The 26,911-nt window shown below is 69.3% G+C and carries 26 protein-coding genes and 1 tRNA gene; 12 read left to right on the forward strand and 15 right to left on the reverse strand.

Features of this window, described 5'->3' with window-relative positions; all coding sequences use genetic code 11:
* Nucleotides 1-83 precede the first annotated feature (83 nt).
* Nucleotides 84-299 (reverse strand): hypothetical protein, encoded by a 216-nt coding sequence (locus LXN57_RS24255; RefSeq protein ID WP_251800474.1) that lies wholly within the window; start codon nt 297-299, stop codon nt 84-86.
* A 105-nt stretch (nt 300-404) separates the two neighbouring features.
* Complete coding sequence (locus tag LXN57_RS24260; RefSeq protein ID WP_251800475.1) at nt 405-1,067, reverse strand: collagen-like triple helix repeat-containing protein; 663 nt, start codon at nt 1,065-1,067, stop codon at nt 405-407.
* Nucleotides 1,068-1,600: 533 nt separating this feature from the next.
* Between LXN57_RS24260 and LXN57_RS24265 the strand changes: the two genes are divergently transcribed.
* Genes LXN57_RS24265 through LXN57_RS24275 form a run of 3 tightly spaced genes read left to right on the forward strand, consistent with a single transcriptional unit; the run spans nt 1,601 to nt 2,885 of the window.
* A complete protein-coding gene (locus tag LXN57_RS24265; protein WP_251800476.1) occupies nt 1,601-2,020 on the forward strand; it encodes a DUF2750 domain-containing protein in 420 nt (139 codons plus the stop codon).
* 49 nt (nt 2,021-2,069) lie between these two features.
* Nucleotides 2,070-2,507: a response regulator gene (locus tag LXN57_RS24270; protein WP_251800477.1), complete on the forward strand. Its 438-nt coding sequence runs from the start codon at nt 2,070-2,072 to the stop codon at nt 2,505-2,507.
* A 30-nt stretch (nt 2,508-2,537) separates the two neighbouring features.
* Nucleotides 2,538-2,885: a PRC-barrel domain-containing protein gene (locus LXN57_RS24275; RefSeq protein ID WP_251800478.1), complete on the forward strand. Its 348-nt coding sequence runs from the start codon at nt 2,538-2,540 to the stop codon at nt 2,883-2,885.
* A 123-nt stretch (nt 2,886-3,008) separates the two neighbouring features.
* On the opposite strand, the gene LXN57_RS24280 is transcribed toward LXN57_RS24275, so the two are convergent.
* From LXN57_RS24280 to LXN57_RS24300, 5 genes are all read right to left on the reverse strand, one after another.
* Nucleotides 3,009-4,007: a 3-oxoacyl-ACP synthase III family protein gene (locus tag LXN57_RS24280; RefSeq protein ID WP_251800479.1), complete on the reverse strand. Its 999-nt coding sequence runs from the start codon at nt 4,005-4,007 to the stop codon at nt 3,009-3,011.
* A 341-nt stretch (nt 4,008-4,348) separates the two neighbouring features.
* Nucleotides 4,349-5,218, reverse strand: a complete 870-nt coding sequence (locus tag LXN57_RS24285; protein WP_251800480.1) for an MHYT domain-containing protein — start codon at nt 5,216-5,218, stop codon at nt 4,349-4,351.
* Between the two features lie 160 nt (nt 5,219-5,378).
* A complete protein-coding gene (locus tag LXN57_RS24290; RefSeq protein ID WP_251800481.1) occupies nt 5,379-5,726 on the reverse strand; it encodes a hypothetical protein in 348 nt (115 codons plus the stop codon).
* Nucleotides 5,727-5,873: 147 nt separating this feature from the next.
* The gene (locus LXN57_RS24295; RefSeq protein WP_251800482.1) at nt 5,874-7,094 is read right to left on the reverse strand and encodes a L,D-transpeptidase; all 1,221 of its coding nucleotides are present in this window, start codon (nt 7,092-7,094) and stop codon (nt 5,874-5,876) included.
* A 133-nt stretch (nt 7,095-7,227) separates the two neighbouring features.
* A complete protein-coding gene (locus LXN57_RS24300; RefSeq protein ID WP_251800483.1) occupies nt 7,228-8,478 on the reverse strand; it encodes a L,D-transpeptidase in 1,251 nt (416 codons plus the stop codon).
* Nucleotides 8,479-8,647: 169 nt separating this feature from the next.
* Between LXN57_RS24300 and LXN57_RS24305 the strand changes: the two genes are divergently transcribed.
* Nucleotides 8,648-8,723 (forward strand) — tRNA-Lys (locus LXN57_RS24305).
* Nucleotides 8,724-8,750: 27 nt separating this feature from the next.
* Here LXN57_RS24305 and LXN57_RS24310 read toward each other — a convergent pair.
* The gene (locus tag LXN57_RS24310; protein ID WP_251800484.1) at nt 8,751-9,800 is read right to left on the reverse strand and encodes a site-specific integrase; all 1,050 of its coding nucleotides are present in this window, start codon (nt 9,798-9,800) and stop codon (nt 8,751-8,753) included.
* A gap of 13 nt (nt 9,801-9,813) precedes the next feature.
* Here LXN57_RS24310 and LXN57_RS24315 point away from each other — a divergent pair, with 13 nt between their 5' ends.
* A complete protein-coding gene (locus LXN57_RS24315) occupies nt 9,814-11,127 on the forward strand; it encodes a trypsin-like serine protease (protein WP_251800485.1) in 1,314 nt (437 codons plus the stop codon).
* A gap of 21 nt (nt 11,128-11,148) precedes the next feature.
* Here the strand turns inward: LXN57_RS24315 and LXN57_RS24320 are convergent, their stop codons facing one another.
* The 4 genes from LXN57_RS24320 to LXN57_RS24335 all read right to left on the reverse strand — a co-directional run bounded on the left by LXN57_RS24320 (nt 11,149) and on the right by LXN57_RS24335 (nt 15,401).
* Nucleotides 11,149-11,856: a hypothetical protein gene (locus tag LXN57_RS24320; RefSeq protein ID WP_251800486.1), complete on the reverse strand. Its 708-nt coding sequence runs from the start codon at nt 11,854-11,856 to the stop codon at nt 11,149-11,151.
* The gene (locus tag LXN57_RS24325; RefSeq protein ID WP_251800487.1) at nt 11,853-12,362 is read right to left on the reverse strand and encodes a SigE family RNA polymerase sigma factor; all 510 of its coding nucleotides are present in this window, start codon (nt 12,360-12,362) and stop codon (nt 11,853-11,855) included. The genes LXN57_RS24320 and LXN57_RS24325 overlap by 4 nt, the downstream gene beginning before the upstream one ends.
* Nucleotides 12,363-13,591: 1,229 nt before the next feature.
* Nucleotides 13,592-14,254, reverse strand: a complete 663-nt coding sequence (locus LXN57_RS24330; RefSeq protein ID WP_251800488.1) for a response regulator — start codon at nt 14,252-14,254, stop codon at nt 13,592-13,594.
* A complete protein-coding gene (locus tag LXN57_RS24335) occupies nt 14,229-15,401 on the reverse strand; it encodes a sensor histidine kinase (RefSeq protein ID WP_251800489.1) in 1,173 nt (390 codons plus the stop codon). Before LXN57_RS24335 ends, LXN57_RS24330 begins: the two co-directional genes overlap by 26 nt.
* A gap of 175 nt (nt 15,402-15,576) precedes the next feature.
* Between LXN57_RS24335 and LXN57_RS24340 the strand changes: the two genes are divergently transcribed.
* On the forward strand, nt 15,577-17,835 hold the full coding sequence (locus tag LXN57_RS24340; protein ID WP_251800490.1) for an MMPL family transporter: 2,259 nt from the start codon (nt 15,577-15,579) through the stop codon (nt 17,833-17,835).
* Between the two features lie 127 nt (nt 17,836-17,962).
* Here LXN57_RS24340 and LXN57_RS24345 read toward each other — a convergent pair whose 3' ends face one another.
* Together LXN57_RS24345 and LXN57_RS24350 are read right to left on the reverse strand one after the other, a co-directional pair.
* On the reverse strand, nt 17,963-18,697 hold the full coding sequence (locus tag LXN57_RS24345) for a DUF429 domain-containing protein (RefSeq protein WP_251800491.1): 735 nt from the start codon (nt 18,695-18,697) through the stop codon (nt 17,963-17,965).
* Complete coding sequence (locus LXN57_RS24350; RefSeq protein WP_251800492.1) at nt 18,660-19,532, reverse strand: S1 family peptidase; 873 nt, start codon at nt 19,530-19,532, stop codon at nt 18,660-18,662. Before LXN57_RS24350 ends, LXN57_RS24345 begins: the two co-directional genes overlap by 38 nt.
* 49 nt (nt 19,533-19,581) lie before the next feature.
* On the opposite strand from LXN57_RS24350, the gene LXN57_RS24355 reads away from it, so the two are divergent.
* Nucleotides 19,582-20,679: a sensor histidine kinase gene (locus LXN57_RS24355; protein ID WP_438872906.1), complete on the forward strand. Its 1,098-nt coding sequence runs from the start codon at nt 19,582-19,584 to the stop codon at nt 20,677-20,679.
* Here LXN57_RS24355 and LXN57_RS24360 read toward each other — a convergent pair whose 3' ends face one another.
* Nucleotides 20,680-20,862, reverse strand: a complete 183-nt coding sequence (locus LXN57_RS24360; protein WP_251800494.1) for a hypothetical protein — start codon at nt 20,860-20,862, stop codon at nt 20,680-20,682.
* A 209-nt stretch (nt 20,863-21,071) separates the two neighbouring features.
* Between LXN57_RS24360 and LXN57_RS24365 the strand changes: the two genes are divergently transcribed.
* The 5 genes from LXN57_RS24365 (at nt 21,072) to LXN57_RS24385 (ending at nt 26,910) form a co-directional block, all read left to right on the forward strand.
* Nucleotides 21,072-24,419 carry a CARDB domain-containing protein gene (locus LXN57_RS24365; protein ID WP_251800495.1) on the forward strand — a complete coding sequence of 1,116 codons (3,348 nt, stop codon included), beginning with the start codon at nt 21,072-21,074 and terminating at the stop codon, nt 24,417-24,419.
* Between the two features lie 132 nt (nt 24,420-24,551).
* Nucleotides 24,552-24,983, forward strand: coding sequence for a DUF2243 domain-containing protein (locus tag LXN57_RS24370; protein ID WP_251800496.1), 432 nt, complete (start codon nt 24,552-24,554; stop codon nt 24,981-24,983).
* Nucleotides 24,980-25,768 (forward strand): cytochrome c oxidase assembly protein, encoded by a 789-nt coding sequence (locus tag LXN57_RS24375; RefSeq protein WP_251800497.1) that lies wholly within the window; start codon nt 24,980-24,982, stop codon nt 25,766-25,768. Before LXN57_RS24370 ends, LXN57_RS24375 begins: the two co-directional genes overlap by 4 nt.
* Nucleotides 25,743-26,003: a hypothetical protein gene (locus LXN57_RS24380; RefSeq protein WP_251800498.1), complete on the forward strand. Its 261-nt coding sequence runs from the start codon at nt 25,743-25,745 to the stop codon at nt 26,001-26,003. The genes LXN57_RS24375 and LXN57_RS24380 overlap by 26 nt, the downstream gene beginning before the upstream one ends.
* Nucleotides 26,004-26,064: 61 nt before the next feature.
* Nucleotides 26,065-26,910, forward strand: a complete 846-nt coding sequence (locus LXN57_RS24385) for a GDSL-type esterase/lipase family protein (protein WP_251800499.1) — start codon at nt 26,065-26,067, stop codon at nt 26,908-26,910.
* Nucleotide 26,911 lies beyond the last annotated feature (1 nt).

A 26,911-nucleotide genomic window follows, 5' to 3' on the forward strand; every position in this document is an offset into this window, starting at 1 on the left:
GTCTGGGCCGCCCTCGTTCATCCAGCGCCACGAAGGCGGCGCCCACTATGTTCCGGCACCTCGGTGCCGCTTGCCTCAGCCCCTCAGCTCCGCACGGGGGCATCAGGGTGGTGTCTCTCGACCGGGCCGGGCCGGCGCGTCGCGGCCTCGGCGGGCGTCAGCTGATCGTTGCCGTGGCCGCCCGGGTCGTGGCCGGCCTCAACCCGGGCTCTGCCCCGGCCGAGCGAGTCGCCGCGCGAACTCCCGGTCGCCGCGTGGTTGGTCTCGAGCTCGTCGTCGCCCAGGACCACGACCCGCACGTCACTGATGCCGTTTCATACGGGCCAGGGGCGCGCGCGTGCGGGTCCCGGCTCACCGACACAATCGGTGGTCCCGGGACCCGCGGCACGGGGGATGCGCTCTGCTTACGCGGCAGGCCTGGACGTGCTGGCCGACGGGCTCGGGCTCGCCGGGCGGCCGTGGTGGCCACCGTTCGGGCGACCGTCGTGGCCACCGTTCGGGCGACCGTCGTGGCCGGGGCGACCGTCGTTGCCGGGGCGACCGTCGTTGCCGGGGCGACCGTCGTTGCCGGGGCGACCGTCGTTGCCGGGGCGGCCCGGGCCGCTGTGGGGGCCGTTGTTGCGCAGCACCGGCAGCGCCAGCGCGAACGACTTGTACTGGGTGCGGTCGCGGCGACCGCACAGGTCGTACGAGATCGTGGCGCGCAGGCGGGCGACGCCGGCCCGGTTGTAGTCGGGGTTCACCTCGAAGGCGGTGAAGTCCGTGCGGCCCGGACGCAGCATGTCGCCCCGCGTGAAGGACGTGAAACGCTTGCGGCCCGGGTAGTCGACATCGACGTCACGGCCGCCGCCGACCCGCACCTCGACGTCGCAGATCGGGCGGTCCGTACGCCAGTAGATCTTGACCCAGCTGTCCGCGTTGGCCCGGACCGCGCCCAGCCAGTTCGAGACCGGCTGCGGCCCCCGGACGGGCGCCGCCGCAGCGGGCGCCGTCGCGGTCACGGTAGCCATGCCGACCGCCGCCGTGGCCATAGCCACGAACGCACCGATGCGCCGATTGTTCTTCATCGAAATTCCTCCAGTTACTGATGGTTGCCCGGCGAATGGCCGACCGACAAAACGGACACTATGCCCACGAGCCGGTCCCGCCGCGCCTTTCCCCCGCGTTTCTGGATGAATTCCTCTTTCTTGTACTAAATGTTTAGCCCGGATTGACCGAAAAGCTGAGGTTGTACCAACCCTTTGAAACCCGAACAAATGCTCGGAACGCTCGCAATAACAAGATCAAGAATTCGCACAAATACGCGGCGACCAGCGTTTATAGACATTCACAAGACCCCTTGCAACTCCCGGAGCCCGCACCTGACAGACCACCACCCCCGGCCCGAGCCGGCGGACGGCGCGGCGCAGCCGAACGACACGCCAGGGCAAGCGGCGTGGCACAGCGAGACCGGCACGGCCGGGCAGCGCGGGCGGCGCCTCGGGCACGAAGGGCATGTCGGGTCCGCACGTCGGGCACGAACAGCACGTGGGTGGGCGCGCGGAGGGAAGGGGGTGTTTTCGAGCGGTCTCGGCCTCGTCCGGCTCTTGGATGCAGCACGATGGAGGCGCTCGATCAGGATGGGGGGACTGTGATGTCGCTCAGTGGGGCGCACCGGGCGGCCTTTCGGCGGGAGGTGGCGCGGGAAGGGCGTGTCTTCTCGATCCGGGACCCGGAGGGGATGCCGGCGCCTGCGGGGGATGACGGGCGGCGGGCGGTTCCGTTCTGGTCCAAGGCGACCCGGGCCGGGCGGGTGGTGGATCAGGTGGCCGCCTACCGGGGGTTCGAGGTGCTGGCGGTCGACGTCGATGAATGGGCGCGGGGGTGGCTGCCGCGGCTCGAGCAGGACGGGATGCTGGTGGGGGTCAATTGGTCCGGGGCCCGGGCCACCGGCTACGACCTGGCTCCCGCGCAGGTGAGGCAATGGTTCGTGGAGGCGCCGTCCGAGGATGCCGAATTGGAACTGCCCGGGCGTGGTTGAGGTCGGCGCTTGCCCCTATGCTTGCGGCACAGCAACCAAAGGGGCCCCTGTGCGTAGCCTGCAGATTCTCGTCGTCGACGACGATGACGCCGACGCCCTCATGATCTCCGAGGCGTTGGAGAACGCGACAACGCACACCAGCGTCGACCGGGTGGCCGACGGGCGCGAGGCGCTGGACTATCTGCGCCGCGAGGGTGTCTACGCCAACGCGAGCCGGCCCGACCTGATTCTGCTCGACCTCAACATGCCGCGGATGGACGGGCGCGAGACGTTGGCCGCCATCAAGACCGACGATCGGCTCAAGGCCATCCCCGTGGTGATTCTGACTACCTCGGGCGCGGCGCCTGACATCGTCGCCAGCTATCAGCACCGGGCCAACGCGTACGTGACCAAGCCGTTCGGCCTGGACGAGTTCGAGGCGACCGTACGCCAGATCGACCGCTTCTATCGCGAGATCGCGACGCTGCCGGCCGACCGCGAAGCATAGGCCGCGCCACCTGAGGGTACTGCGGGAGCCATGACCAAGAACGAAGCTCCCGAGGACCTTGGCGCCCCGGTCGCCTACCTTGTGCTCAAGGACGGCACGCCCGTGTACGACGAGTCGGGCGCCCGCGCCGGTGAGGTCGAGCACGTGTTGGACGACGAGCAGTCGGACGTCTTTCACGGGCTGATCGTGAAGACGCCGGGGGGACACCGCTTCGCCCCGGCCGACAAGATCAGCGGCCTGTTCGAGCACGGCGTGATCCTGACCGTTCCCGGCGCCGACCTGCCCGAGCCGAGCGAGGACCCGGCCGCCCACAACGCGGACGAGGGCCTTCAGCACACGCTCAAGCGAGCGTGGAACTGGCTCATCCAGCCCCGCTAGCTCGGGCCGGGCGCGCGAAAGTCGACCCCGCCAGGCCGAGCGAGAGCGACCCGCCAGGGCTGGCATGGAAAAGCGACGCGCCGCGAGAATCCGCCGCGCGCCGCTCAGCAGCACGAGAAAACGTCAGCGCCGCGGCGTGCCACCCCAGCGCATCAGGGACGCGCCGACCGACATGCCGCCGCCGAAGCCGGCCATCAGCACGATGTCGCCGTCCTTGAGCGCGCCCTTGCGGGCCGCCTCGTCGAGCGTGACCGGCACCGACGCGCTGCCCACGTTGCCGTAGCGGTCGAGGGTCAGGTGGGTGGTGGCCTCGGTCAGGCCCGCCTTCTCGACCAGCTCGGCCAGCATGATGCCGTTGGCCTGGTGCGGCACGAAGTGGGTGACGTCTTCCACCGCGACGTCGGCCCGCTTGAGCAGGGCCTCGAGCGCGGGCGGGACGCCGATGTTGACGAAGTCGCGGACGCCGCGGCCGTTCATCTTGAAGTAGTGGTCGCCGTTGGCCACCGTCTCGGCCGACGCCGGCAGGCGGCTGCCGCCGCCGGGCACGTGGATGAGCTCGCTGGCCTCGCCCCGCGACACCAGTTCCATGTCGAGGAAGCCGTAGCCGTCGGCCACCGTGCCCACGACCGCCGCGCCCGCGCCGTCGCCGAAGAGCACGGCCGTGCGGCGGTCGCCGAAGTCGAGGATGCGCGAGTAGATGTCGGACGCGATCACCAGCACCTTGGCCGTCGGGTTCATCGACACCAGGCTGTTGGCGAGCGCCACGCCGAAGATGAAGCCGGCGCAGACGACGTTGATGTCGAAGCAGGCCGCCCCGTTGGCGCCGATCTTGTGCTGCACCAGAGTGGAGGTCGGCGGTTGCGGAGAGTCACCGGTGGACGTCGAAACGATGAGGTAGTCGATGTCGACGGCCTCGAGACCGGCATTGACCAGCGCCTCTCGCGCCGCCTCGGCCGCGAGGTCGGAGGCGGCCTCGTGCGGGGCCGCGAAACGACGGGCCTGGATCATCGTCTTCCGGCTGACCCACTCGGGGTCAGCGTCCGGCACGAGACGCACCAGGTCGTCGTTGGTGACCACCTCGGCCGGCAGGTACGAGCCGGTACCCAGGATGCCCACGCTCATTTCGCCCCCACTTTGATCGAACTCGCCCACTCCCTGAGGAAAGAGGCTATCCGGTTTAGGCTATGACAGTCAGACAAGATCGAGCGACCGGGCGGTGCCCGCCCATCAGCCGATCGGCCCACCCGTGAAGCCGCCGGAAACGGGTCGGTAACAAGTGGAGACCAAATACACCGCGGTCGTTCGCTGTGTCGAGGCAGAGGATACGCAGCGTCACCAGGGGCGTTGCATTTGCCGCCCGGAAAAGCGGTTTCACCATCTTCAGATAGTGAAATCCCGTGCGGGGCTCCTGAGACGCAAGAGGGGCCGGCCTCGGCGGCCGGCCCCTCTTTGTTAGATCCGTCTCAACGCGGCGAACGGTCCCGATCGCGGTAGGTCCAGGCGCCCGAGGCGAGGCTGCCCGGCGTGGGCGGAGGCGCCTGCTGCGGGATCCGGGCGGCGGCCTCTTCCCGGCGCTGTGCCAGGTAGGCGGACGCGGCGCGGTCCTCTGCGGTCGGGGCTGACATCAGGGCGTACGCGAGGCCGATGATGCCGAAGACGACGGCCACCCCGATGGGGACGATCATGCCGGCTGCGGTCGCGCCCGGAAGTTGAACGGTTGACGGGTCGGCGTCGACGGACATCGCGGTCATGCCGGTGAAGTGCATGCCGTTGACGGCGATACCCATCACGAGCGCGGCGGCGAAGACCACCAGCGGCCGGCGGACCGTGACAGCGAGCCAAAGCGCGACAGCGGCCGCGACCACCGCGATGCCGACCGAAAGGCCGACCCGGGTCATCGAGTACGACACATCGCCGTGCAGTTCCATGGCGGCCATGCCCGTGTAGTGCATCGCGGCGACGCCGAGACCGGCGACGACCCCACCGCTCACGATGCGAACATTCTGCGCACCCCTGCCCAGCAGGGCGATCGCCAGGCCGACGCCCACCGCGACCACCGCGATGATCGCGCTGGCGAGGGTGAGGCCGACGTCGTAGCGGATCGCGGTGCCGGTGACGCTGAAGCCCATCATCGCGACGAAGTGCATGCTCCAGATCGCGGTGCCGCCGATCGACACCGACGCCAGCGTGAGCCACCAGACGCGCTCGCCACGACCGGCGGCACTCCGGAACCGGATGGCGCACGTGAGCCCCAGCATCGAGCCCAGCACCGACAGGACGTAGCTGATGGTGGGCGTGATCCACCCATGGTCGAAGTGATGGATCTGCGCCATCGCGGTCTCCTTCTATGTCTCCCGCTCCGGTAGTGCATCCTGCATTGCCAGACGTGGATGCGGGCGGTTCGTGACCAAGTTGTGTCACGAACCGGCCGCTGAGCGTCATCGGCGTCAGCGGTTTGCCGAACGATTAGATCCCCGGCCAGCGATTTCGTGATCACCCGACGGTCTGCAGCCCGCTGTCCGAACAGACATTCGCCATGTCCGAGGCGGCAGCTCCGACCGCTGCGACTGCATCCGGTTCGGTGTCTTTCCCCGCGGCGGCCAAGGCTGAGGCGTACGCAACGGCGAGGCGCTCGGCCGCGTCGGCGACCGGGGCGTCCGCGGTGGCGCTCGCCCCGGCGATCCCGTCCACGACGCCGGGCGTCATGAGTGACGAGTCGGCTATCGCCTCGGCCAATGCGGCACAGGCGAGCGTGCCGGGCGGATCATCCACGGGTGGGGGCGACGCCGAGGCAGGCGGGGCCACGCTCGGCGATGGGGGCGGGGCCGGCTTCTCTTCCACGCCGCTGCACCCCGCCAAAAGCATAAATACCAGAATTAAACGTACGAATTGTGACACTTGGTCAGGCTAGGCGGGCCTCACCTCGTACGGAAGCAAAAGGCCCGGTCGTCGCCGACCGGGCCCCGCATTGCTCAGGTGTTGGACCGCTCAGAGGTAGGAGCCCTTCTTGTACTCGGCCCAGCTCATGTTCCAGTCGGTCCAGCCGTTGCCGTTCTTCAGCTTCTCTTCCGTGCCCGTGACCGTGATCGGGTCGCCCATGAGGGTGCGGTCGAAGAGCCAGGCGCCCATCTTCTCGGAGACGTTGACGCAGCCGTGCGAGACGTTGACCTTGCCCTGCTTGCCTTCGGACCACGGTGCGGCGTGGATGAACTGGCCGCTCCACGTGATGCGCTGGGCGAAGTCGATCGGGGTCTTGTAGCCCTCGCCGGGCGGCAGCTCGTCCGTCGTGTCGAAGATCGTGTGCTTCTTCTTCTCGATGACGACCATCGTGCCGCTGGAGGACGGGGTGCTCTTCTTGCCCAGGCTGACCGGGATGGTCTTGATGACCTTGCCGTTCTGCTTGACCGTCATCTGCTTCGACTTGTTCGAGACCGTCATGATGAACTCGCGAGCGATCTTGAGATCGACGGTGAGGTCGGACCGGCCGTAGTAGCCGTTGCCCAGCGGGACGCCGGCCAGCGCCACCTTGTAGAAGACCTTCGAGTTGGCCTTCCAGTAGACCTTCGTGCGGTAGTGCACCTCGGTCGGGCTGGTCCAGTGCCAGGTGCCCTCCTGGGCCGGGGTGGCGGTGACCTTCATGCGGCGCTCGACGTCGTCGCGGTAGCTCTCGGGGATCGAGCGGCCGAACCGGATGATCAGCGGCATGCCCACGCCGACGCTCTGGCCGTCGCCGAGGAAGCTCGAGACGCGGATCAGCTTTGCCGGCTTCGCCATCGTGGTGAAGGTGCTCGTGGCGGTGTTGGTCTTGCCGTCGGCCTCGGGACCGGTGACGGTCACCGTGTACTTGGTGTCCCACGCGAGCGCCTTGGCCGGGGTGAACGTCTTGGCGTCCTTGTCGAGGGTGCCCTCGACCTCTTTGCCCTTGGCGTCGGTCACCGTGACGGTGGTGTCGCCGGGGCTCTCGCTCGTGTACTTGATCGGAGCGATCGCCTGCACGTTCTTGGCCTCGGCGGCCGGCGAGGACACCGCGACGGTGCTGGGCAGCGCCTCGGGTGACGGGGCCTCGCCGTTCGGCGCGGCACTGCTGCCCGGTTCGCCGCCGCCCTGCCAGGACGACGACTTCTTGTCGCCGTCACCACAGCCCGAGGCGAGCAGGACGCTCGCAGCGACCAGCGCAATCGCGGCGTTCTTGATTCCCCAGGTCTTCATGGTCCCCTCACGGCATCGGTCGTCCCGGCGCCAATACTGCCTTTATCTTCCCCGTCCACCAATCCCGGAATCGTGCCGCCCGCACATTTCAACGGTGCGGTTCAGCCCGATTTGGAACCATTTGCCACAATGGTCACTTGAGTTCCGCGGGCACCGGAAGAGCACTGCCCTTGACGAACTCGGACCACGGTTTGTCCCACGGCGTCCAGCCATTGCCGTACGAAAGCTTGTCGCCCGTGCCCTTCACCGTCACCGGGTCGCCGATCAGGGTGCGGTCGAACAGCCAGCGAGCGTTACCGGGCGCGACATTCACACAGCCGTGGGACACGTTGCGACGCCCCTGGTCACCCACCGACCACGGCGCGGAGTGGATGTACTGCCCGCTCCAGGTCAGCCGCTGCGCGAATTGGATCTCGGTGCGGTAGCCCTCGTCCGGACCGAGCTCGGCCGTGGTGTCGAAGATCGTGTCGGCCTTCTTCTCCATCACCACCATGACGCCGCTCGAGGACGGCGTGCTCTTCTTGCCCAGACTCACCGGCATCGTCTTCACCGTCTTGCCGTCCTGCACCACCGTCATCTTCTTGGTGGCGTTGTCGACCTTCATCTCGAACTTGCGGCCGATCTTCGCCGTGGCCGAGCGGTCCCGGTCGCCGTAACGCCCGCCGCCGGTCGGCAGGCCGCCGAGCGCGACGCGGACCTTGAGCGTGGTGCCCGACTTCCAGAACTCGGGGCCGCGGTAGTAGGCCTGGGTGCCGTTCGGCGTCCACGACCAGACGCCCGGCTGAGCCGGCGTGGTGGTGACGAACAGGCGGCGCTGCACGGCGGCGCGGTCGGCCTTCTTGATGCCCGGGCTGAATTCGACCACGACGGGCATGGCCACGCCGTACGTGTGGTCGTCGAAGAGGTAGAGGCCGGTGCCGGTCTTCTTGCCGGGCTTGCCCATCGTGGTGAAGGTGGTGCCGGCGGTCTTGGTGGTGCCGTCATCGGCGGTGGCGACGACGTTCACCGCGTACTTCTGCTTCGTCTTGAGAGGCGAGCTGGGCACCCAGGCCGAACCGTCCTCGCGCAGCGTGCCCGCCACAGCCTTGCCGGCGGCGTCTTTCACCGTGACGGTGGTCACCTTGGCGCCGGCGACCTTGAGGCCGATCTCGGCGCTCACCGGCACCCCGGTCTTCCCCGCGGCCGGAGTGACGGCGAGGCTGATCGGCACGGTGGCGGACTCTTCCCGCGACGTCCCGGCGCCGGCGCTCGGCCCCGCACTCGCGCCGGCCGACGGCGTGCCCATCCAGGCCGACGCGCCCTTGTCCTCGTCCTTGCCGCACCCCGCCAGCGCGACCGGCGTGATCACCGCCATCGCCATGACTGCCACGAGCGTGCGCCGCATGCTGACCGTCCGTCCGTCCCGTTGTTCCAGTTGCGGGGGACATCCTGCCTCATGAATGCAAGAGATCGAGTCCTCCGTCCGGGTGGGTGCCCTCGTCCGCGGGTCCCCCCACACCCCCGATTTCCAAGATCACCAAGAGCCGTGCTAACGTTTTCGTCGTTGCCAACGAGCGCCGCTAGCTCAACTGGCAGAGCAGCGGACTCTTAATCCGCGGGTTGTAGGTTCAAGTCCTACGCGGCGCACCAGCATGACCAGGGCGTATAGCTATCCAGCTATACGCCCTTGATCTTTGTGGGACGTCGGTGGGACGTATGTGGGCGGCCCTGCCTCAACCCCTTGCGATGATCGGAATGCCTGGTAACGGGACGTTTCGAAGCCGCGACCTCGAGCACCCCAGCGGATTTTGCCGGGTGATCGTTTCGGCGGTGCCGATGGCCGGGATTGCGGGCCGCGGCGGCGAGCACCAGCTTCGCGGTGGCTTCGGCAGCGTAGGCCAGGAGGTCGGTCAGGACGCTGGTGTAGGTGTCGGCCGTGAGCACGATGCTGCTGTGCCCCAGCTGGGCCTGCACGGTCTTGAGATCGACGCCGGCGCAGTGCGCGAGGCTGGCCGCGCCGTGGCGCAGGCCGTGCAGCCGGACCGGCGGCAGCCCGGACTCGCCGACCAGGTGGTGGAAGCGTCGGGTCAAGAAGTCCGGGTGCAGCGGCGCCCCGCCTTCGGTGACGAACACGTAGCCGGAGTCCTGCCACGCCGCCTGGCCCGCCGCGCGTTGCTCGGCGCGCTGCCGGCGCCTGTGCTCACGCAGCAGCCGGATCGTGTGCCGGTCCAGCGCGACCAGCCGCCGGCTCGCGGCGGTCTTCGGCGGTCCGACGGTGACTGCGCGGCCGTTGGCGATGCGCTGCTGCTCGATCATCGCGACCCCGGCGTCAAGGTCGACGTCGGCCCAGCGCAGCCCGGCGGCCTCACCACGGCGTAGACCGCGAAGCGCGATCAGCCACCACATCACGGCGAGCCGGTCTTGGGCGACGTAGGAGAGGAAGGTGGCGGTCTGCTCGACCGTCCACACCGCTACCGCGGGCCGCTCCCCGGTCTGCTGCCACGCCTCGACCCGCTGGGCGGTCCAGACCAGAGCGACACCGCCCCCGGGTTCTCCCTCAAAGCGATCATCGGGAGGCCGCTGCACTGAGTCGACCGACAGGCCTACTTCATTACCGCAACCCTTGCCCTGCTGGGCACTATCGACGCCGAAACTTGCCCGCCCCATTGACAACAGCGCAAAACGGGGCGGCGGCGACGATCTTGATCGATTAACCTCACCGCCCATGCGCCTTGTTCCAATGTCCACCAACGACAGTCCACCTGCGAACCGCCGGGCCCGGTCGGCCGTCGGCGCGCTTGCCGCCTTGCTGATTCCTCTTGGGCTGGCGTTACCGTCGCCCGCCTTCGCCGACGATCCCAAGCCGCATGTCACACCCAATTTCGACCACGTCGAGCCGACTGTTCTGGACGAAATGCAGGCTCAGGCCAAACTTGCGCCGGCGAGTAACGTGCTCAGCGAGGCCGGGCTCGAGAAGGCGTCCGGCTTCGCGGGAGTCGCGTACCGGGGTGCAGGTATTACGCTCTACTACAAGGGCGACCTGACCCCGAAAATGACCGAGGCGCTGGCCTCGGCTCGCAAGTTCGGGTCGGTCACCGTTGTGCCGGCTGCTCACTCCTTCGCCGAGCTGCAGGCGGCGGCGAATGTAATCTCGGCCAACGGGGCGAGTGTCAGCAGCGAGATCCAGGCCGTCGCGGTAGAGCCCGATGGCAGTGGGCTCACGGTCCAGGCCGCTCCTGCGGCTACCGTGGCCGCGCGCTCCCGGGCTCGGACCGCGAAGGGCCTTCCTCCTGTTCCCCAGGCGCGCGAAGTTGTCGCGGCCTCCGGAGTGTCCTATCCAGTTAAGTACACCCTTGGAGAAGCACCGATCGAGTCGATGGCTAGCCGGTACGACGACTACGCGCAGTGGAATGGAGGATCGCGCTGGGAGACGTGGCGCAACGGCGTGTCCCGCGGGGGGTATTGCACGACCGGGTTCGGCGTGCGGAACGCAGACGGTAACAGGTACATTCTCACCGCTGCGCATTGCGCGTCGCCCGGAGACAGCGCCAAGCAGGGGCACCCTGGCCACAATTCGCTGGAGACCATGGGTCCGGTGTACCTCGAGTCCCGTGGCAGCGATCTGCTCATCATCCGGACCGAAAGCTCCCCGCTGATCTTCGAGGGTTCGACGCTCAACCCGACGTCACGGGTTGTCCGCGGCTTCAATCACTGGGGGGCGGGTCGCCTGGTCTGCCAGTCAGGCGTCACGACCGCCATGGAGACCAGTGCCGCCGTCTGCAACCTGCGTCAGGTCCGGAGCACTAATATCACTTTCACCAAGCCTGATGATCAGGGCAACAACAATCTGGTCATCCAGGGCACCATCGAGACGAACAAGGTCGGCGGTGGCGTCGCTGTGCGTGGTGGCGACAGCGGCGGTCCGGTGTATTCCTACAGCGGTTCGGAGGCCCGAGCGGAGGGCATCGTCTCCGCCGGCAGCGGAAGCGACATGTTTTACCAGGACTGGGCGGACGTCACCCGGGTCTGGAAGCTAACTCCGATCAACAACTGATCGATCGAGGTTGCGCTGGCGTCAGTCTGTTCCGGTCGCCGGCGCAACCTCCTTCTGCGGCTCGACCACGACGGGGTTGTCGTAGCGGGCCTGAAGCTCCGTCTGGGCCCTGTCGACTTTGTTCGGATCGACGCCGACGGTGATCGTGCCGTTCACGTCGACGCTGAGAGTTCTGAACGCCAGGCCCTTCGACTCCCAGAATGCGCGGTCGGCCTCGACCCGGTCCAGGATGGCCTGGACGCCGCGGGCGGAGTAGACCGAGTTCGCCATCTCTACGCATGCAGCGCGGAACTCGCCCTTCACCCAAGAGTCGAATTCTGTCGATGGCTTGCGGAACACTCGGACCCGGTCGGACAGGGTCAGGGTCTCGCCGAAGGAGTCGGCGAAGCGCGCCTCGCCGGCCGCCCACAGGCGGTTGTTGATGTCGGCCAATCCGGCCTGGTCGGCTGGCGCCGAAGAAGGCTCGTCGCAACCGTCGGTGCGGGCAGTGACCGTGCCGGGCGTGGCCTGGCCGGCGGCCGGTGTGCCGCCGTCGGACTGGCCCACCAATCCCGGCAGACCGGCAACGAGGGCGGCCCCGATAGCGACGGCCGCCAGCGCCCCGCCGGTCCAGGCGCGACGAGTCCGCCGGACCCGGGCGCTGACGGCCGCGATCCGGTTCTCGGGTTCGGGCAGCGCCGGCCCGACAGCATGTAGAAGCCGGCGCAGCTCTTTTTCATCGCTGGTCATGAGTTGACACCCTCCGTTCGGCAGCCCTGAAAGTGAGGGTCAGTGCGCATGGTGGCCAGAGCACGCGATGTTTGTGTTCGCACAGTCGCCTCCGAGCAGCCCAGGACGGCTGCGGTATCGACGACCGAGAGATCCTCTAGGTAGCGAAGGACAATGATCGCGCGCTGCTGCCGTGAGATCTGGCCCAAGGCCCGGAGCACCACGTCGCGGTCGGCCGCCTCACCAGCCAGGTCGCCGATAGCTGCGCGGTCGGGCAGAGCCTCGGCCGGAGTCTCGCCCCGCCATCGACGGCGCCACCAGCTAGCGTGGGCGTGGAAGAGCATACGGCGAACGTATGCCTCCGCGTTGCCTGACTCAATCCGGCCCCACTGCCGCCACGCCTTGGCCAGCACCGTCTGCAATAGATCCTCGGCTCTTCCGGCGTCTCCGGTCAGCAGCCAGGCCGCCTTCAGCAGGCGGTGGCTGCGGGCCGAGACGAACTCGGTGAACCCGTCCGGTGCGGTCATGAACACATCCTCCCTCACTGTCTCAACGACCTGAGTGGCGGAGGATGTCAACATCAGAACCGTAGAAATTCATAGCCAGTGAGCTGCAATGGCGGGCGTACTGAGCGACGAGGGCCGCTCACCCCACACACAGAGCGGGGACGGGGGCACCAACCCGACGTTGCTTGGCCATGCCGAGGTTGGCACGGCCAAGCCAGAGTCAAATGACCAGTCCGCCGCCTATACGGGGCCTTCAGGACGTACCTCGAGAGGCTGGCCGAGAATGCAGGATCTGGGTAGTTCACCCTGACCTGGGTGCGCCGACTCGCCCACGGGTCGGGCTGAACTGTCTGATAAGGGTGGTGGCGTCGGTGTCGGGTGACATCGACGGTCACGACGGTGCTGACGAAGTCCGCGTCTCACCGAACGGGCGCCGAGACACACCGATAACTATCTCTTGACGGGCTGCGGGCGGCTCGATTAGGCGATCGACGCGATGAGGGGCGGCCGGCCATGGCGAAAGGTTCTGACTGCCGGGGGAACGTGTAGGGGTGATGACCGGACCGTCGGCTTGGCGCTGCGCACGTTCGACCCGTGCGATCGACCTGTTCAATCAGTGAATCCGGGTGGCCGCTGAGGTGGCCGGGGCCTATCCAGGCGGGCACTGTTCGACGCTACCGTGATGACCGGAGTTCGGTAGCGGTTCCTGGCCGATGAGGCCCACGGGGCCGGACAATCGATGGTCGAACGCACCGCATGGAAGATCCGCTCCCACAGGGGCCAGCGGAGCGCGTTCAGCCGCAAACGACGGCGCGGCAAGGGTGGCAGGCCGGGCCCCTGAGTTGCAAGACCACCTCGAAAGGTGACTGGATGCGATACGGCGGACGCGGCCGGGCCTGCAAGCGCCCAGTCCGGGAGCAATCTGATGGCCTTACAGCTGGACGGCACCCCACTGATCGGCTATGACCCTGGAGCGTAGACACCCTCGCATCGACCCAAGCAATACGCCGCCGAAGGCTGCGCAGCATTCACCGGGTGCGTTGTCCGCCCCGCCGGCGACGGACCCAAGCCCTTCGGTGTGCCCCAAATCATAACCACGATCAGATGGCCACTCTTGCACCGCACCGGCGCTGCGCGAGTTGTGGCGCACATCGGTTGGATGTGGTGGGAGTGAGGGCGACGTCCACCCAGCGCAGCCCCGCCGCCCCATCGATGAGACGGCACACCGCACGACCTGAGGAATGCGGGTTTCAGGGGCCCGGGATGATCCGGCGGGTCTCGTAGGCCCACATCGCGATCTCCACGCGGTTGCGGGCGCCGAGCTTGGCCATCAGGCTCGCCAGGTGCGTCTTGACCGTGCTCAGGCTGATGTGCAGGGCATCGGCGATCTCGACATTGGTCAGCGCTTGAGCGACGGCCAGCAGCACCTCCTCCTCGCGGGCGGTGACCGGAGAGATCGGCTGAGCGGCGGGCCGCCCGGTCGGTACGTCCGCGAACGCCTGCAGCAGGCGCACGGTGACGCTCGGCGCGATGAGCGCCTCGCCGTCGGCGGCAGACCGTACGGCCTGCGCCAGCAACTCGGGTCCCGCGTCCTTGAGCAGGAACCCGCGTGCCCCGGCGCGCAGGGCGCCGTAGACGTACTCGTCCAGATCGAAGGTGGTGATCACGACCACGACCATCGGGTCGGCGACGCCCGGACCGGCGATCAGCCGGGTGGCTTGCAGCCCGTCGACCTCGGGCATCCGGATGTCGAAAAGGCAGACGTCGGGTCGCAGGTCCCGGGCCAGCCGGACCGCCTCCCGCCCGTCGGCTGCCTCGCCCACCACGTCGACATCGGGCTGGGCGTTCAGCATGATGCGCAGGCCGGTACGGATGACCGGCTGGTCGTCAGCGACGAGTACGCGGATGGACACCGTTGTTCGCTCTCCCCCGCGGCAGCTCTGCCTCGACATGCCAGCCCCGGTCGGTACCCGGCCCGGCGCTCAGCTCCCCGCCGAGCAGGGCAGCGCGCTCTCGCAGCCCGGCAAGACCGTACCCGTCGCGACCGCGGCCGACTCGCGCGCCGTCGTCTCGCACCGTCACCCGCACCCGCTGCGGTTCTCCGGTGACCCGGACCATCACCTCGGTCGCGTCCACCGCATGCCGCATGGCGTTGGTCACCGACTCCTGCACGATGCGGTAGACCGCCGCGCCCACAGCCGGGGGCAGCCCGTCCAGGTCGCCGTCGAGTCCCAGGTCCACGCGGAGCCGGGCGCCCGGGGCGCGCAGCAGGCGCTCCAGGTCGGCGACACCGGCCGCCGGCGCCAGCTCGGGGCCGGCGCCGCTGTCGCGCAAGGTCGCGACCATGAGGCGCATTTCCTCCAGCGTGCGCGCGCCCTCCTCCTCGACCCCCTCCAGCGCCTCGACAGCGGCGGCCGGGTCAGCGCCGGCGAGCACCCGGCCGGCCTGGGCGCGGATCACCATGGCCGAGACATGGTGTGCCACCGTGTCGTGCAGCTCCCGGGCGAGCCGCTCCCGCTCATGGGAGCGCATCCGCTCCAGCTGCCGCTCTTGAGCGGTCGCCCAGAACCGCACGGACGCCCCGATCACCGCGGGCATGAACAGGAAAACAAGGGCCGCGATCCCCTCACCGGCGGGGATATCGTCCGTTACGACCGAGATCGCGAACGCAGCCAGGATCACCAGGACCCCCAGCACGATCTCCCGGCCCGATCCCCACCGGGGCAACGCATACACCAGTACGAGTACCACCAGGCTGGAGTTCAGACCGACCGGCTCCCGCGGGGCCGCCACCAGCGTGGCCGCCTGGAGCGCGATCACCGCGCCGAAGGCCAGCGCGACCATCGCCAGCGGGCGGGTCCGCCGCCACAGCGGCAGGACCGCCAGCCAAACGCCCAGCACCGCCGCGACCGGCCGCCACACGACGTCCTCCCGCAGCGTGACCTCCAGCAGCACACTGCCCAGGGCCGCGGCGACCAGCGCCCAGTCCCGCCACACCCGGCCCGGGGCGTCGGGCGGCCGTGGAGCGGTCCACAGGCTTCGCAGATTGTCTCGCAGCACGGTCTCAGCCTATGGAGCCCACCGCGCCGCGCATCGGCCGAAAGAACGGGACGTCTCTCCGCCCGGGGGCGGGCCGATCCGAGGCTCCCGGGCCGATGCCCGCGAGCGCCGCCACGACGACCCTCGTGGTCGGCGGTCGTGCGAAAAGCGGCCGACGAGGTGGTTGGAGGACCCCATGCTCTCGAAAGCCCTCTCCCGACTGGGTGGCAGCGCCGCCCGCCATCCGTGGCAGGTGATCGCGGCGTGGCTACTCGCCGCTGCGCTGGCAGTCCTCGCTGCCACCGCTTTCGGCGGCCGGACCGCCGACACGATGACCGCTCCCGGACTGGACTCACAACGGGCCGCGGAGTTGATCGAGCGGGCCGGCACCGGCCAGGAGGGGATGACCGCCCAGGTGGTGGTCACCCCCGTCGACAGCGGGGCGTCGTTCTTCGACGTCGGTCCGGCGCGTGCCGCGTTGACGCGGTTGCAGGCCGAGGCGAGGCGACTCCCGCAGGTGCTCGACACCAGCGACCCGGCAGGGGCGCTCGGCCGGGGCGCGGACGCCGCCGTCAGCGCCGGCCTGGTGTCGGCCGACGGACGGATCGCCGTCGTGCGCGTGCAGTACCCCGACCAGAGCCGGCTTTCGGTCGACGACCTCGACGCCCTCGTCGACCTCGGGAACCGGCTGCGCAGCGAGATGCCGCTACGCATCGAGATGGGCGGGGACCTGTTCTTCGCCTTCTCCGACACCGGCGGCGGCACCGGCGAGCTGATCGGCCTCCTGGCCGCGGCCGCCATCCTGTTCCTGGCGTTCGGCTCGCTCACCGCCGCCGCACTGCCGATCGGTATGGCGGTCTTCGGCCTCACCGTCGGCGTAGCCACGATGACGCTGCTCGCGCGGGTGACCGAGATCCCGACATTCGCCCCGGTACTCGGCAGCATGGTCGGGCTGGGGGTAGGCATCGACTACGCGCTGTTCGTGCTCGTCCGGCACCGCGAGTACCTCAAGCTCGGGCTGGAGCCCCACGAGGCGGCCGGGCAAGCGGTGGCCACGGCCGGGCGGCCCGTCGTCTTCGCCGGCGGCACCGTCGTCGTGTCGATCCTCGGCATGGCGGTCTCGAACGTGCCGTTCATGACGATGGGTGGGCTCGCGGTCGCCATCGTTGTGCTGACCATGGTCATTGCGTCGGTGACGCTGCTGCCGGCCTTCCTCGGCGCCGCCGGCTCACGCCTGGCCGGGGCCGGGACGCTGGGTCGGCTGCTCGGCCGGGGTCGGTTCGGGCAGCGGAGGGCAGCGGCTGCGGACGCCGCGGGCGCATCCGGCTGGCAGCGCTGGATCGGGCACGTCAACCGGCATCCGGTGCCGTACGCGGTCGGCGCAGCGGGGCTGCTGCTAGCCGCGACGCTGCCCGTCCTCGGCCTGCGCGTCGGGCTGCCCGACGACGGCTCGCTTCCGGAAAACCGCACCGAGCGCCGAGCGTACGACCTCATCGCCGACGGCTTCGGCCCGGGCACCAACGGCCCCCTCATCATCGCCGTCGACCTCGCGGGCGATCAAGGATCGGCAGGCCGGGTCGCAGCAGCAGTCGCGGCGGACCCGGGCATCGCCTCGGTCGCGCCGGCGCGAGTCGATCAGGCCACCGGGATCGCGACCCTCGTGGTGTTCCCCTCCACCGGACCGCAGGAGCAGGCCACGGCCGATACCGTCGCCCGGCTGCGCGCCGAGGTTCTCCCCACCGCGGTCGGGCCGGGCCCGTCGAACGCACACATCGGCGGTGCAGCGGCCAGCCTGTCCGATGTGGGTCACCGCACCAGCCAGCGCCTGCCGATCTTCATCGGCGCCGTGCTGGCGCTGTCGTTCGTGCTGCTGATGCTGGCCTTCCGGTCGGTGCTCGTGCCGCTGAAAGCGGTGCTGCTCAACCTGCTGAGCATCGGCGCGGCTTACGGCGTCCTGGTCGCGGTGTTCCAATGGGGCTGGGGTGGTGCGTTGATCGGGCTGGAGGCAACGGTACCGATCGTGTCGTTCATCCCCATGTTCCTCTTCGCGATCCTGTTCGGCCTGTCCATGGACTACGAGGTTTTCCTCCTGTCCCGCGTGCAAGAGGAGTACGTGCGAACCGGCGACAACCACAAGGCGATCGTGCAGGGCATCTCCGGCACCGCCCGGACGATCACCTCGGCCGCCCTGATCATGGTGGCGGTGTTCCTGTCCTTCGCCATCGCCGACGACCCGTCGACCAAGATGTTCGGGCTCGGCCTCGCTACCGCGATCTTCATCGACGCCACAGTGGTGCGGATGGTCCTGGTACCGGCGACCATGACGCTGCTGGGCCGGGCCAACTGGTGGCTGCCGGGATGGCTGGACCGGTTGCTACCCGGACGCCCGGCCGGCAACGACGCTGCGAGGGACGGCACACCGGCCGATCCACAGGTTCTCGCCCGGAGCCGCTGACGAACCCCTCGCCCGCGAGGCGCCTCCGTCGGACCGGGCGGAGGCGCCTGAACCGGAGCCGGCTATGAAGACCGACCAGTCGGCAAAAGCCCATCTGACACCGCGCGGCAAGGGCTGGTGCGCGCGATCAGGCAGAGAGAACCAGGTCTCCGAGCTCTCCGGTCGGCAGTGCGATCCAGCCCTCGGCCTGCGCGGCGTCCAGCTGGGCTGCGGTCAGCGGCAAGCAGCGGCCCAGGGCGGCGGCCCGGGTGGCCAGGGCGGCGATCAGGGCGTCGAAAGCATCGTGGCTGCGCCGGGCCGGCGGCTCGAAAGCGCCAAGGTCGAGCCAGGGCGCGGCAGCTTGCAGCTCGTCCAAGAGGGAAGCCTGGCCGGGCCGCTTGTAACCCCGATGGGTCAGGCCCCAGCGGCGCAGGGCGGCGGCGGGATAGACCTCGACCACGCGCCCCGCCCCGGAGCGGTCGATCGGGATCCCGTCGGCGGCCAGGTGGGCCAGCAGGTTGGCGCCGCGGAAGGCCACGTAGGCGATGCGATCGGCGGCGACGCTGAGCGGGTTGAGACCGGCCTCGGCGCGTACGACCAGATCGGTGACCCGGTAGGCCAGGCCCCGCCGCCAGGCCGCGTCGGCCGGAACGGGCTGCCAGTCCCCCGTTCGCTGGGCCGCCACGAAGTCGGCGAACAGGGACGGCCAGCCGAGCGGGCAGTCCAGGCCGGCCTTGTCTGCGGCGCGGATCGCGTCGATCAGCTCCGGGTCGGAGACGCCCAGCCGCAGGTCGCGCACGACGGCCGCGGTGCCGGTCCACTCGATCAGGGCCAGGGCTGTGCGCTCATCGGCCGAGGCCAGGTCTACTCCCAGGGTCAGCACGGGTACGACGATAGGCCCAGACCAGCAGGGCCACCACGACCAGCGTCAGCGGGATCAGGGCCGCCAGGTAGAGCCGCGAGTGGCCGGTCGACGCGGTGGTGGCGGTGATCCAGTCGCTGATGTTGTCGGTGCGGGCGCTGTAGTCGGGGCCGGTGTGCGGGCAGCCGGGGCCGCCGCTCACGACGGCTACCAGTTCGGGGCCGGCGTCGGTGGTGCGGAAGTAGGGGCCGCCCGAGTCGTGGGGGCAGGGGCTCGTGTCGTCCTGCGGGGCTGTGCCGGACGTCTCGAGCAGGGAGTCGCCCACGGCGTCGATGGTGAACCGGCCGGTCTGCAGGCGCTCGGCCGGCGTCTGGTCGGCGGTCAGGCCGAAACCGGTGAGGCGCAGCGTCTCGCCCGGCGACGGTGGGTAGGTCGCGACCCGCAGCGGAGTGATGCCGGTGACCGGTGCGGCCAGTTCGGCCAGGGCCACGTCGGTGGTCTCGGACTGGCGGACGGCGATCACCTCGACGACCTGGCCGCCACGACCGCCCGACACCAGCGTGCGGCCGACCGTGGCCTTGGTGCTTTCGGCCACCGTACGGCTGACCTTGCGCCCCTTGGCGTCGCGGAAGCAATGACCGGCGGTGATGACCCAGGTGGGTGCGATCAGCGCCCCGGAGCAGGAGCTGTCGCGGGTGCCGCGGTCGGCGGTCGGCAGGCCGGTCATCGTCAGCAGGACCGAGAAGCGGTAGGCGCCGTCGCGCGCGTTCTCCCCGTACGCGATGGCTGAGGCCGGGCTTGCCGTCCCCACAACGAGCAGCGTGGAAGCCGCCAGCGCGGCGAGAAGCTTGAACACGTGAACATCGTTCGGGACCGGGCGTCGGGCCGGTGTCAGCGGCGTCCTTATGAATTCTTTATCGATCGTGTGTCAGCGTGGGGAGGTGAGGCGACGAATCCTGCTGCTCTGCGCGGCGCTGCTCGTCGCCGGGTTCGTCGTGCGCCCGGCCGCCGAGACCCTGCTGTCGGTGTGGTGGGACATCACTCCGGGCTGGTGCGGGGCGCCCGGTCCGGAGAGCTCGAACATCATCTGCCGTCAGTTGTTCCGGCGGCCCAGCATCCCGATGATCCTGGCCACGACGTTCGTGCTGACGGCGTTGCTCGCCGCCTGCTATCCGGCGATCCGGTGGTGTCTGCGCCCGCTGCATGACCTGACGCCGGTGATCGCCAACGTCGGGCCGCAGAACCTCGGGCACCGGCTGCGTCCCGGCGACGGGCGGGACGAGCTGGCCGTGCTGGGACGCACGATCGACGACATGATGGACCGGATCGCCATCGGCTACGAGGCGCAACGCCGGTTCGCGGCCGACGCCTCGCACGAGCTGCGCACCCCGCTCGCGGTGCAGCGGACGCTGATCGAGGTCGGCCTGGCCCGCAAGCTCAAGGACGGCCAGTTGGAGCTGCTGGCGGCGCAGCTGCTGGAGACCAACGAACGCAACGAGCGCCTGATCGAGGGGCTTCTGGCACTCAGCGAGAGCGATCGGGGGCTCATTTCCCGTACGCCGTTACGCCTCGACCGCATCACGGCCGAAGTTCTCGACGCGCATCGCGCCCGGGCCGACGCGGCCGGGGTCACGATCACCAGCGAGCTGTCGCCGCGGGTCGTGATCGGCGAGCAGGTGCTGCTGGAGCGGCTGGTGTCCAACCTGATCCAGAACGCGATCAAGTACAACCGGCCGGGCGGGACGATCGACGTCCGGGTCGGCGACGAGCCCGCGCTGTCCGTCGTGAACACCGGCGACGACGTGCCGCCGGACGAGGTGCCCGCGCTGTTCGAGCCGTTCCGCCGGCGGAGCGGCTCGCGGATCGACCACAGTGGCGGCGCCGGGCTCGGCCTGGCGATCGCCCGGTCGATCACCCGGGCCCACGACGGCATCATCGCGGCCTCCTCCACGGGCCACGACGGCCTGCGCGTGCAGGTGTCGTTCCGAACCGGAACCGGATGATCACCCGCATCGGCTGAGTGCCGGGCGCACCGGCAGGCGTACGAGGACAGCCGCAGCCACAGCGGCCGCAACCGCCGCGCCCACCCAGGCGACCCACGGCGTGCTGCCGGTCGCGCCGGGAACTCCGGTCGTCGCCTCCGCGACCAGCAGCAGCACTGCCGTGAGAAGACCGGTCCAGACCATGGCCGGGTGTTCACGTTCCCTGGCTCCGCGAACGTTTTGCCGTGTCTACGACATCACCCGTTGACGAACTAGTGATGTATCTGAAACCTTGAATGCCTGTTCACGAAAAAACTCAGCAGCACAGCGAAAAATCGTGGCAGGCATCCCCGTCCCCCCGGTGGTCGCCGGGTCCCCGCCCGGCGGCCACGTGCGCACACGAAGAGGGAACGATGAGAGGACGAAGACTCCTTACCGGCATCCTGGCGACCGCTCTGGTCACCGCCGGGATCTCGGCCACCCCTGCTCAGGCAGCCGGTGGCCCCAACCTCGCGCAAGGCAAGGCCGCCACCGCCAGCGGCGTCAACGGCCCGTACGGCGCCGGAAACGTCACCGACGGCAACGCTTCCTCCTATTGGGAGAGCCCCAACAACTCGTTCCCCCAGTGGGCGCAGGTCGACCTCGGCAGCAGCGTGGCTATCGACCAGGTCAAGCTCAAGCTGCCGCCGCCGGCCGACTGGGCCACCCGTACGCAGACGCTGAGCGTGCTGGGCAGCACCAACAACTCGAGCTGGAGCACGCTGTCGGCGAGCGCCGGGCGCACCTTCAACCCGGGCAGCGGCAACACCGTCACGGTCGACTTCACCGCGGCCACCGTCCGATACGTCCGCGTGAACATCACCGGCAACACCGGCTGGCCCGCGGGGCAGCTGTCCGAGCTCGAGGTCTACGGCGTGGCCGGTACGGACCCCGACCCCGACCCGGATCCGGACCCGCCGACCGGCGCCAACCTCGCGGCGGGCAAGCCGATGGAGGCGTCGAACAACGTCTTCAACTTCGTGGCCGCCAACGCCAACGACAACAACCTGGCCAGCTACTGGGAGTCCAACGGCTTCCCGGCGACGCTGACCGCCAAGCTCGGGTCGGACGCCAACGTCACCGGCGTGGTCGTCAAGCTCAACCCCGATCCGGCCTGGGGCCCGCGCACGCAGGCGATCCAGGTGCTCGGCCGGGCCCAGGGCGCCGCGGGCTTCACCTCGCTGAAGGCGCGCGCCGACTATGCGTTCGGCTCCGGCAACACCGTGACCATCCCGGTCACCGGCCGGGTCGCCGACTTGCAGCTGCAGGTCTTCAGCAACACCGGTGCCCCGGGGGCGCAGGTGGCTGAGCTGCAGGTTCTCGGCTCCTGGGCGCCGGCGTCGGATCTCGCCGTGTCGGGTCTGACGTGGACGCCTACCGCCCCGGACGAGTCCTCCACGATCAACGTCTCGGCCACCGTACGGAACTCCGGCACCGTCGCCTCGGCCGCGACCAGCGTCGACGTGCGCCTGAACGGCAACGTCATCGGCAGCGCGAACGTCGGCGCCCTCGCGGCCGGCGCCTCGACCGCCGTCAGCGTCAGCGCGGGACGACGCGGCCAGGGCAGCTACCAGGTGTCCGCCGTCGTCGACCCGGCCAACACCGTGCCCGAGACCGACAACAGCAACAACACCTACACGTCACCGGCCCCGCTCGTCGTCGCCCAGGCGCCGGGCCCCGACCTGCAGGTCCTCAGCGTCACCCCGAACCCGTCCAACCCGGCCGCGGGCACGTCGGTCACCTTCGCGGTGCAGGTCAACAACCGGGGCACCAGCGCGGCCGCGGCCAGCGTCACGCGGGTCGTCGCCGGCAGCACCACGTTGAGCGCCAACACCGGCAGCGTCGCGGCCGGCGCGACCGTCACCGTGAACGTCGGGACGTGGACGGCGAGCAGCGGCGGCGCGACCGTCACGGCCACCGCCGACGCCACGAATGTGGTCGCCGAGACGAACGAGAACAACAACGCCCGTACGCAATCGATCGTGGTCGGCCGGGGCGCGGCGACCCCCTATGTCTCGTACGAGGCCGAAGCCGCCCGCTACTCGGGCACCCTGGTCGAGGCGGACGCGCTGCGGACCTTCGGGCACACGAACTTCGGCACCGAGTCGTCCGGCCGCAAGTCGGTCCGCCTGAACAGCACCGGCCAGTTCGTCGAGTTCACCTCGGTCAACCAGGCCAACTCGATCGTCGTGCGCAACTCGATCCCGGACGCCCCGAACGGCGGCGGTCAGACCGCGACGATCAGCCTCTACGCGAACGACCAGTTCGTGCAGAAGCTGACCCTGTCGTCGCGCAACAGCTGGCTCTACGGCACGACGGACGACACCGAGTCGCTGTCGAACACGCCGTCGGCCGACGCGCGCCGGCTCTTCGACGAGTCGAACGCGCTGCTGTCCACGTCGTACCCGGCGGGCACCCGCTTCAAGCTGCAGCGGGACGCCGGTGACACGGCGTCGTTCTACTACGTCGACATGATCGACCTCGAGCAGGTGGCGCCGGCGCTCAGCCAGCCCGCGGGCTGTGTGTCGATCACCAACTACGGCGCGGTGCCGAACGACGGCGTCGACGACACGGCCGCGATCCAGCGGGCCGTCACCGACGACGAGAACGGCGTGATCAGCTGCGTATGGATCCCGGCCGGCCAGTGGCGTCAGGAGCAGAAGATCCTGTCGCCCGACCCGGCCCGCAACCAGTGGAACCAGAAGGGCATCCGGAACGTGGTGGTCCGCGGCGCCGGCATGTGGCACACGCGGCTCTACACGAACACCGAGCCGCAGAACGTGGTCGGCAACATCAACCACCCGCACGAGGGCAACGTCGGCTTCGACATCGACGACAACACGCAGATTTCCGACCTGGCCATCTTCGGCATGACGACGAACCGGGCCAACCGCGGCCACGGCATCAACGGCCGGCTCGGCAAGAACACGAAGATCAGCAACGTGTGGATCGAGCACGTCAACGTCGGCGCCTGGGTCGGCCGCGACTACTCGGACACGCCGGCCTACTGGAACCCGGGCGACGGGCTCGAGTTCAGCGGCATGCGCATCCGGGACACGTACGCCGACGGCATCAATTTCAGCAACGGCACGCGCAACTCCCGGGTGTTCAACTCCACCTTCCGGACGACCGGTGACGACTCCCTGGCGGTGTGGGCCAACCCGCGCGTCAGGGACACGTCGGTCGACGTCGCGTCCAACAACCACTTCGTCAACAACACGGTGCAGCTGCCGTGGCGGGCCAACGGGATCGCGATCTACGGCGGCTCCAACAACTCGGCCGAGAACAACCTGATCTACGACACGATGAACTACCCGGGCATCATGCTGGCGACCGACCACGACCCGCTGCCGTTCGGCGGGACGACGCTGCTCGCCAACAACGGCCTCTACCGGGCCGGCGGGGTGTTCTGGAACGAGGACCAGGAGTTCGGCGCGATCACCCTGTTCCCGCAGGGCAAGGATATCCCGGGCGTGACGATCCGGGACACCGAGATCCTCGATTCCACGTACGACGGGATCCAGTTCAAGACGGGCGGGGGCAACATGCCGAACGTCGCCATCACCAACGTACGCATCGACAAGAGCAACAACGGGGCCGGCATCCTCGCGATGAGCGGCGCCCGCGGCAACGCCAACCTCACCAACGTGACCATCACCAACTCGGCCGACGGCAACATCGTCACCCAGCCGGGCTCGCAGTTCGTCATCAACGGCGGCTGACACCTCATCCGCCATGGTGCGGTGCCGTCCCCGGGCCAGGAGGTTGGGGGCGGCACCGCCACGCCCGCATACCCGCATTCCCCGCTGACATGCCCCGTTTGCCCATGGTCTTCGGGGGAACCCGGACCAGCCATGAAGGACAACGTTCTCTCGGGGGCGCTGCTCGGCCTGGGCATCGCCACCACCGTCGACGAGGTCGTGTTCCACCAGCTTCTGCACTGGCATCACTTCTACGACAGGTCGACCCCCGCCGTGGGCCTGGTCTCCGACGGCATCCTGCACGCCGCCAGCTTCTTCGCGGCGGTGGCTTCGCTCTTCCTGCTGTCCTCGCTGCGGCGCCGGGGCGCCTTCCAGGCCCGGCCGTGGTGGGGCGCGCTGCTGGCCGCGGCGGGAGCCTTCCAGCTGTACGACGGGACGGTGCAGCACAAGCTGATGCAGCTGCACCAGATCCGGTACGGGGTGGACCTGACCGCGTACGACTGGGCCTGGAACATCGTCGCCGTCCTGCTGATCGTCGCCGGGGTGGTCCTGCTGGCCCGTTCACGCCGTGTGGTGGCCGCTTGATCTGGGGTCTGGTCGCGCTGGCCGGCACGTACGCGCTGGCGGTGTCCCGGCTGGGCCGGCGCGGCATCGACTGGCCGGCCGGGCGCTCACTCGCCTGGTACGCGGGCGTGGCCACCGCGGCGGCGGCCGGGCTGGGCAACCACCACGACTTCCGTACCCACATGTCCGCGCATCTGCTGCTCGGCATGGCCGCGCCGATCCTGCTGGTGCTCGCCCGGCCGATGACCTTGCTCCTGCGTACGCTCCCGGTGCGCCCGGCCCGCTGCGTGGCGCGCGTTCTGCGTTCGCCGGCAGCGTCGGTCCTGCCCCACCCCGTGACCGCAGCCGTTCTCGACGCCGGTGGACTGTGGCTGCTCTACACGACCGATCTGCACGCCCAGGCCATGGCGCGACCGTGGTTGCACACCCTGGTGCAGGTGCACATGCTGCTGGCCGGTTGCCTGCTCACCGCCGCGATCATCGGGCGCGACCCGGCGCCGCACCGGCCCGGCCCGCGCACCCGGGGCCTGGTGTTCCTGGCGTTCATCGCCGCGCACGGCGTCCTGGCGAAATATCTCTACGGTCACCCGCCCGTGGGGGTGCCGGCAGCGGACGCGGAGGCTGGCGCGCAGATCATGTACTACGGCGGCGACCTGCTGCACCTCGTGGTGATCGTCTTGTTCTTCCAGCGGGTTTTCGTCGCTACGGCCGGGGAACCCCGGGTTCATGCAGCCAGAGAATCCGACACAGGCGTTGCCGATCGCCCGGGTGAACGTGGGCATGACCGTGGCCGACTCCCAGGGTGAGGAGGTGGGCCGGGTGACCGTGGTGCAGATGCCGGACACCGACGTACGCCCCGAGGTGGCGGCCGGTGTGGCCGAGCGCCTGATGGCCACGGGTTATCTGCGGATCGACGGCACCGGCTTTCTGTCGAACGACGTCTACGCCTCGGGTGACCAGATCGCCGGGTCCGTGGCGGGCGCCCCGGCCACTGTCACCCTGAACGTGCCGCGTTCCGAACTCTTCCGCCCGGGAAGCTGACCGCCTCGCCACCATGACATATCGTGCCTGAGTGATTGCATTCCGTCACTCTGGAGGCTCGATGGTCCGCCGCTGGCATCTCGTCGTGCTCGGCACGCTCGCCGTCTTCGCACTGGCCTGCGAGGCCGGGGCCGGGGGTGCGGGTGGTTCCGACCCCGAGCCGGGCACGCCGTCGAAGGGCTATCCGTCCTCGATGGCCGCGCTCGGTGACTCGATCACCGCCGGCTTCGGCAGCTGCGGGACGTTCCTGGCCTGCAGCCGCAACTCGTGGTCGACCGGCACCGCCGAGGCAGTCGACAGCCACTACCGCCGCATCCTCGCCAAGAATCCGAAGATCAAGGGCAAGGCCCGCAATTTCGCCAAGCCCGGCGCCGAGGCCGGCGAGCTGCCCGGCCAGGTCGCCCAGGCCATCGACATGAAGGCCCAGTACGTCACGATCCTGATCGGGGCCAACGACGCGTGCGCCCCCGCCCCGGCCGGGATGACGTCGGTCACCACCTTCCGCCGCGACGTCGGCCGTGCGCTCACCCGCCTCAAGAAGGGCCTGCCCAAGGCCGACGTGCTGGTCGCGGGCGTCCCCGACCTCTACCGCCTGTGGCAGCTGGGCCGCAAGAACGACCAGGCCGTACGAGCCTGGAAGCGCTTGAACACGTGCCCGTCGATGCTGGCCGACCCCACCTCGACCGACGAGTCCGACGACGCCCGGCGCCGGGAGGTCCAGTCCAGAATCAACGACTACAACGACGAGCTACGCCAGGCCTGCGACAAGTACGGCGCCCGCTGCCGCTGGGACAACGACTCGCACGAGACCAGCTTCAACCTCGACCGCGTCAACCAGGTCGACTACTTCCACCCCAACGTCGAAGGCCAGGCCCAACTCGCCGACGCCACCTATCAGCGCTTCTGAA

Source organism: Paractinoplanes hotanensis (assembly GCF_023717965.1).
In the GTDB taxonomy this organism is placed as follows: domain Bacteria; phylum Actinomycetota; class Actinomycetes; order Mycobacteriales; family Micromonosporaceae; genus Actinoplanes; species Actinoplanes polyasparticus.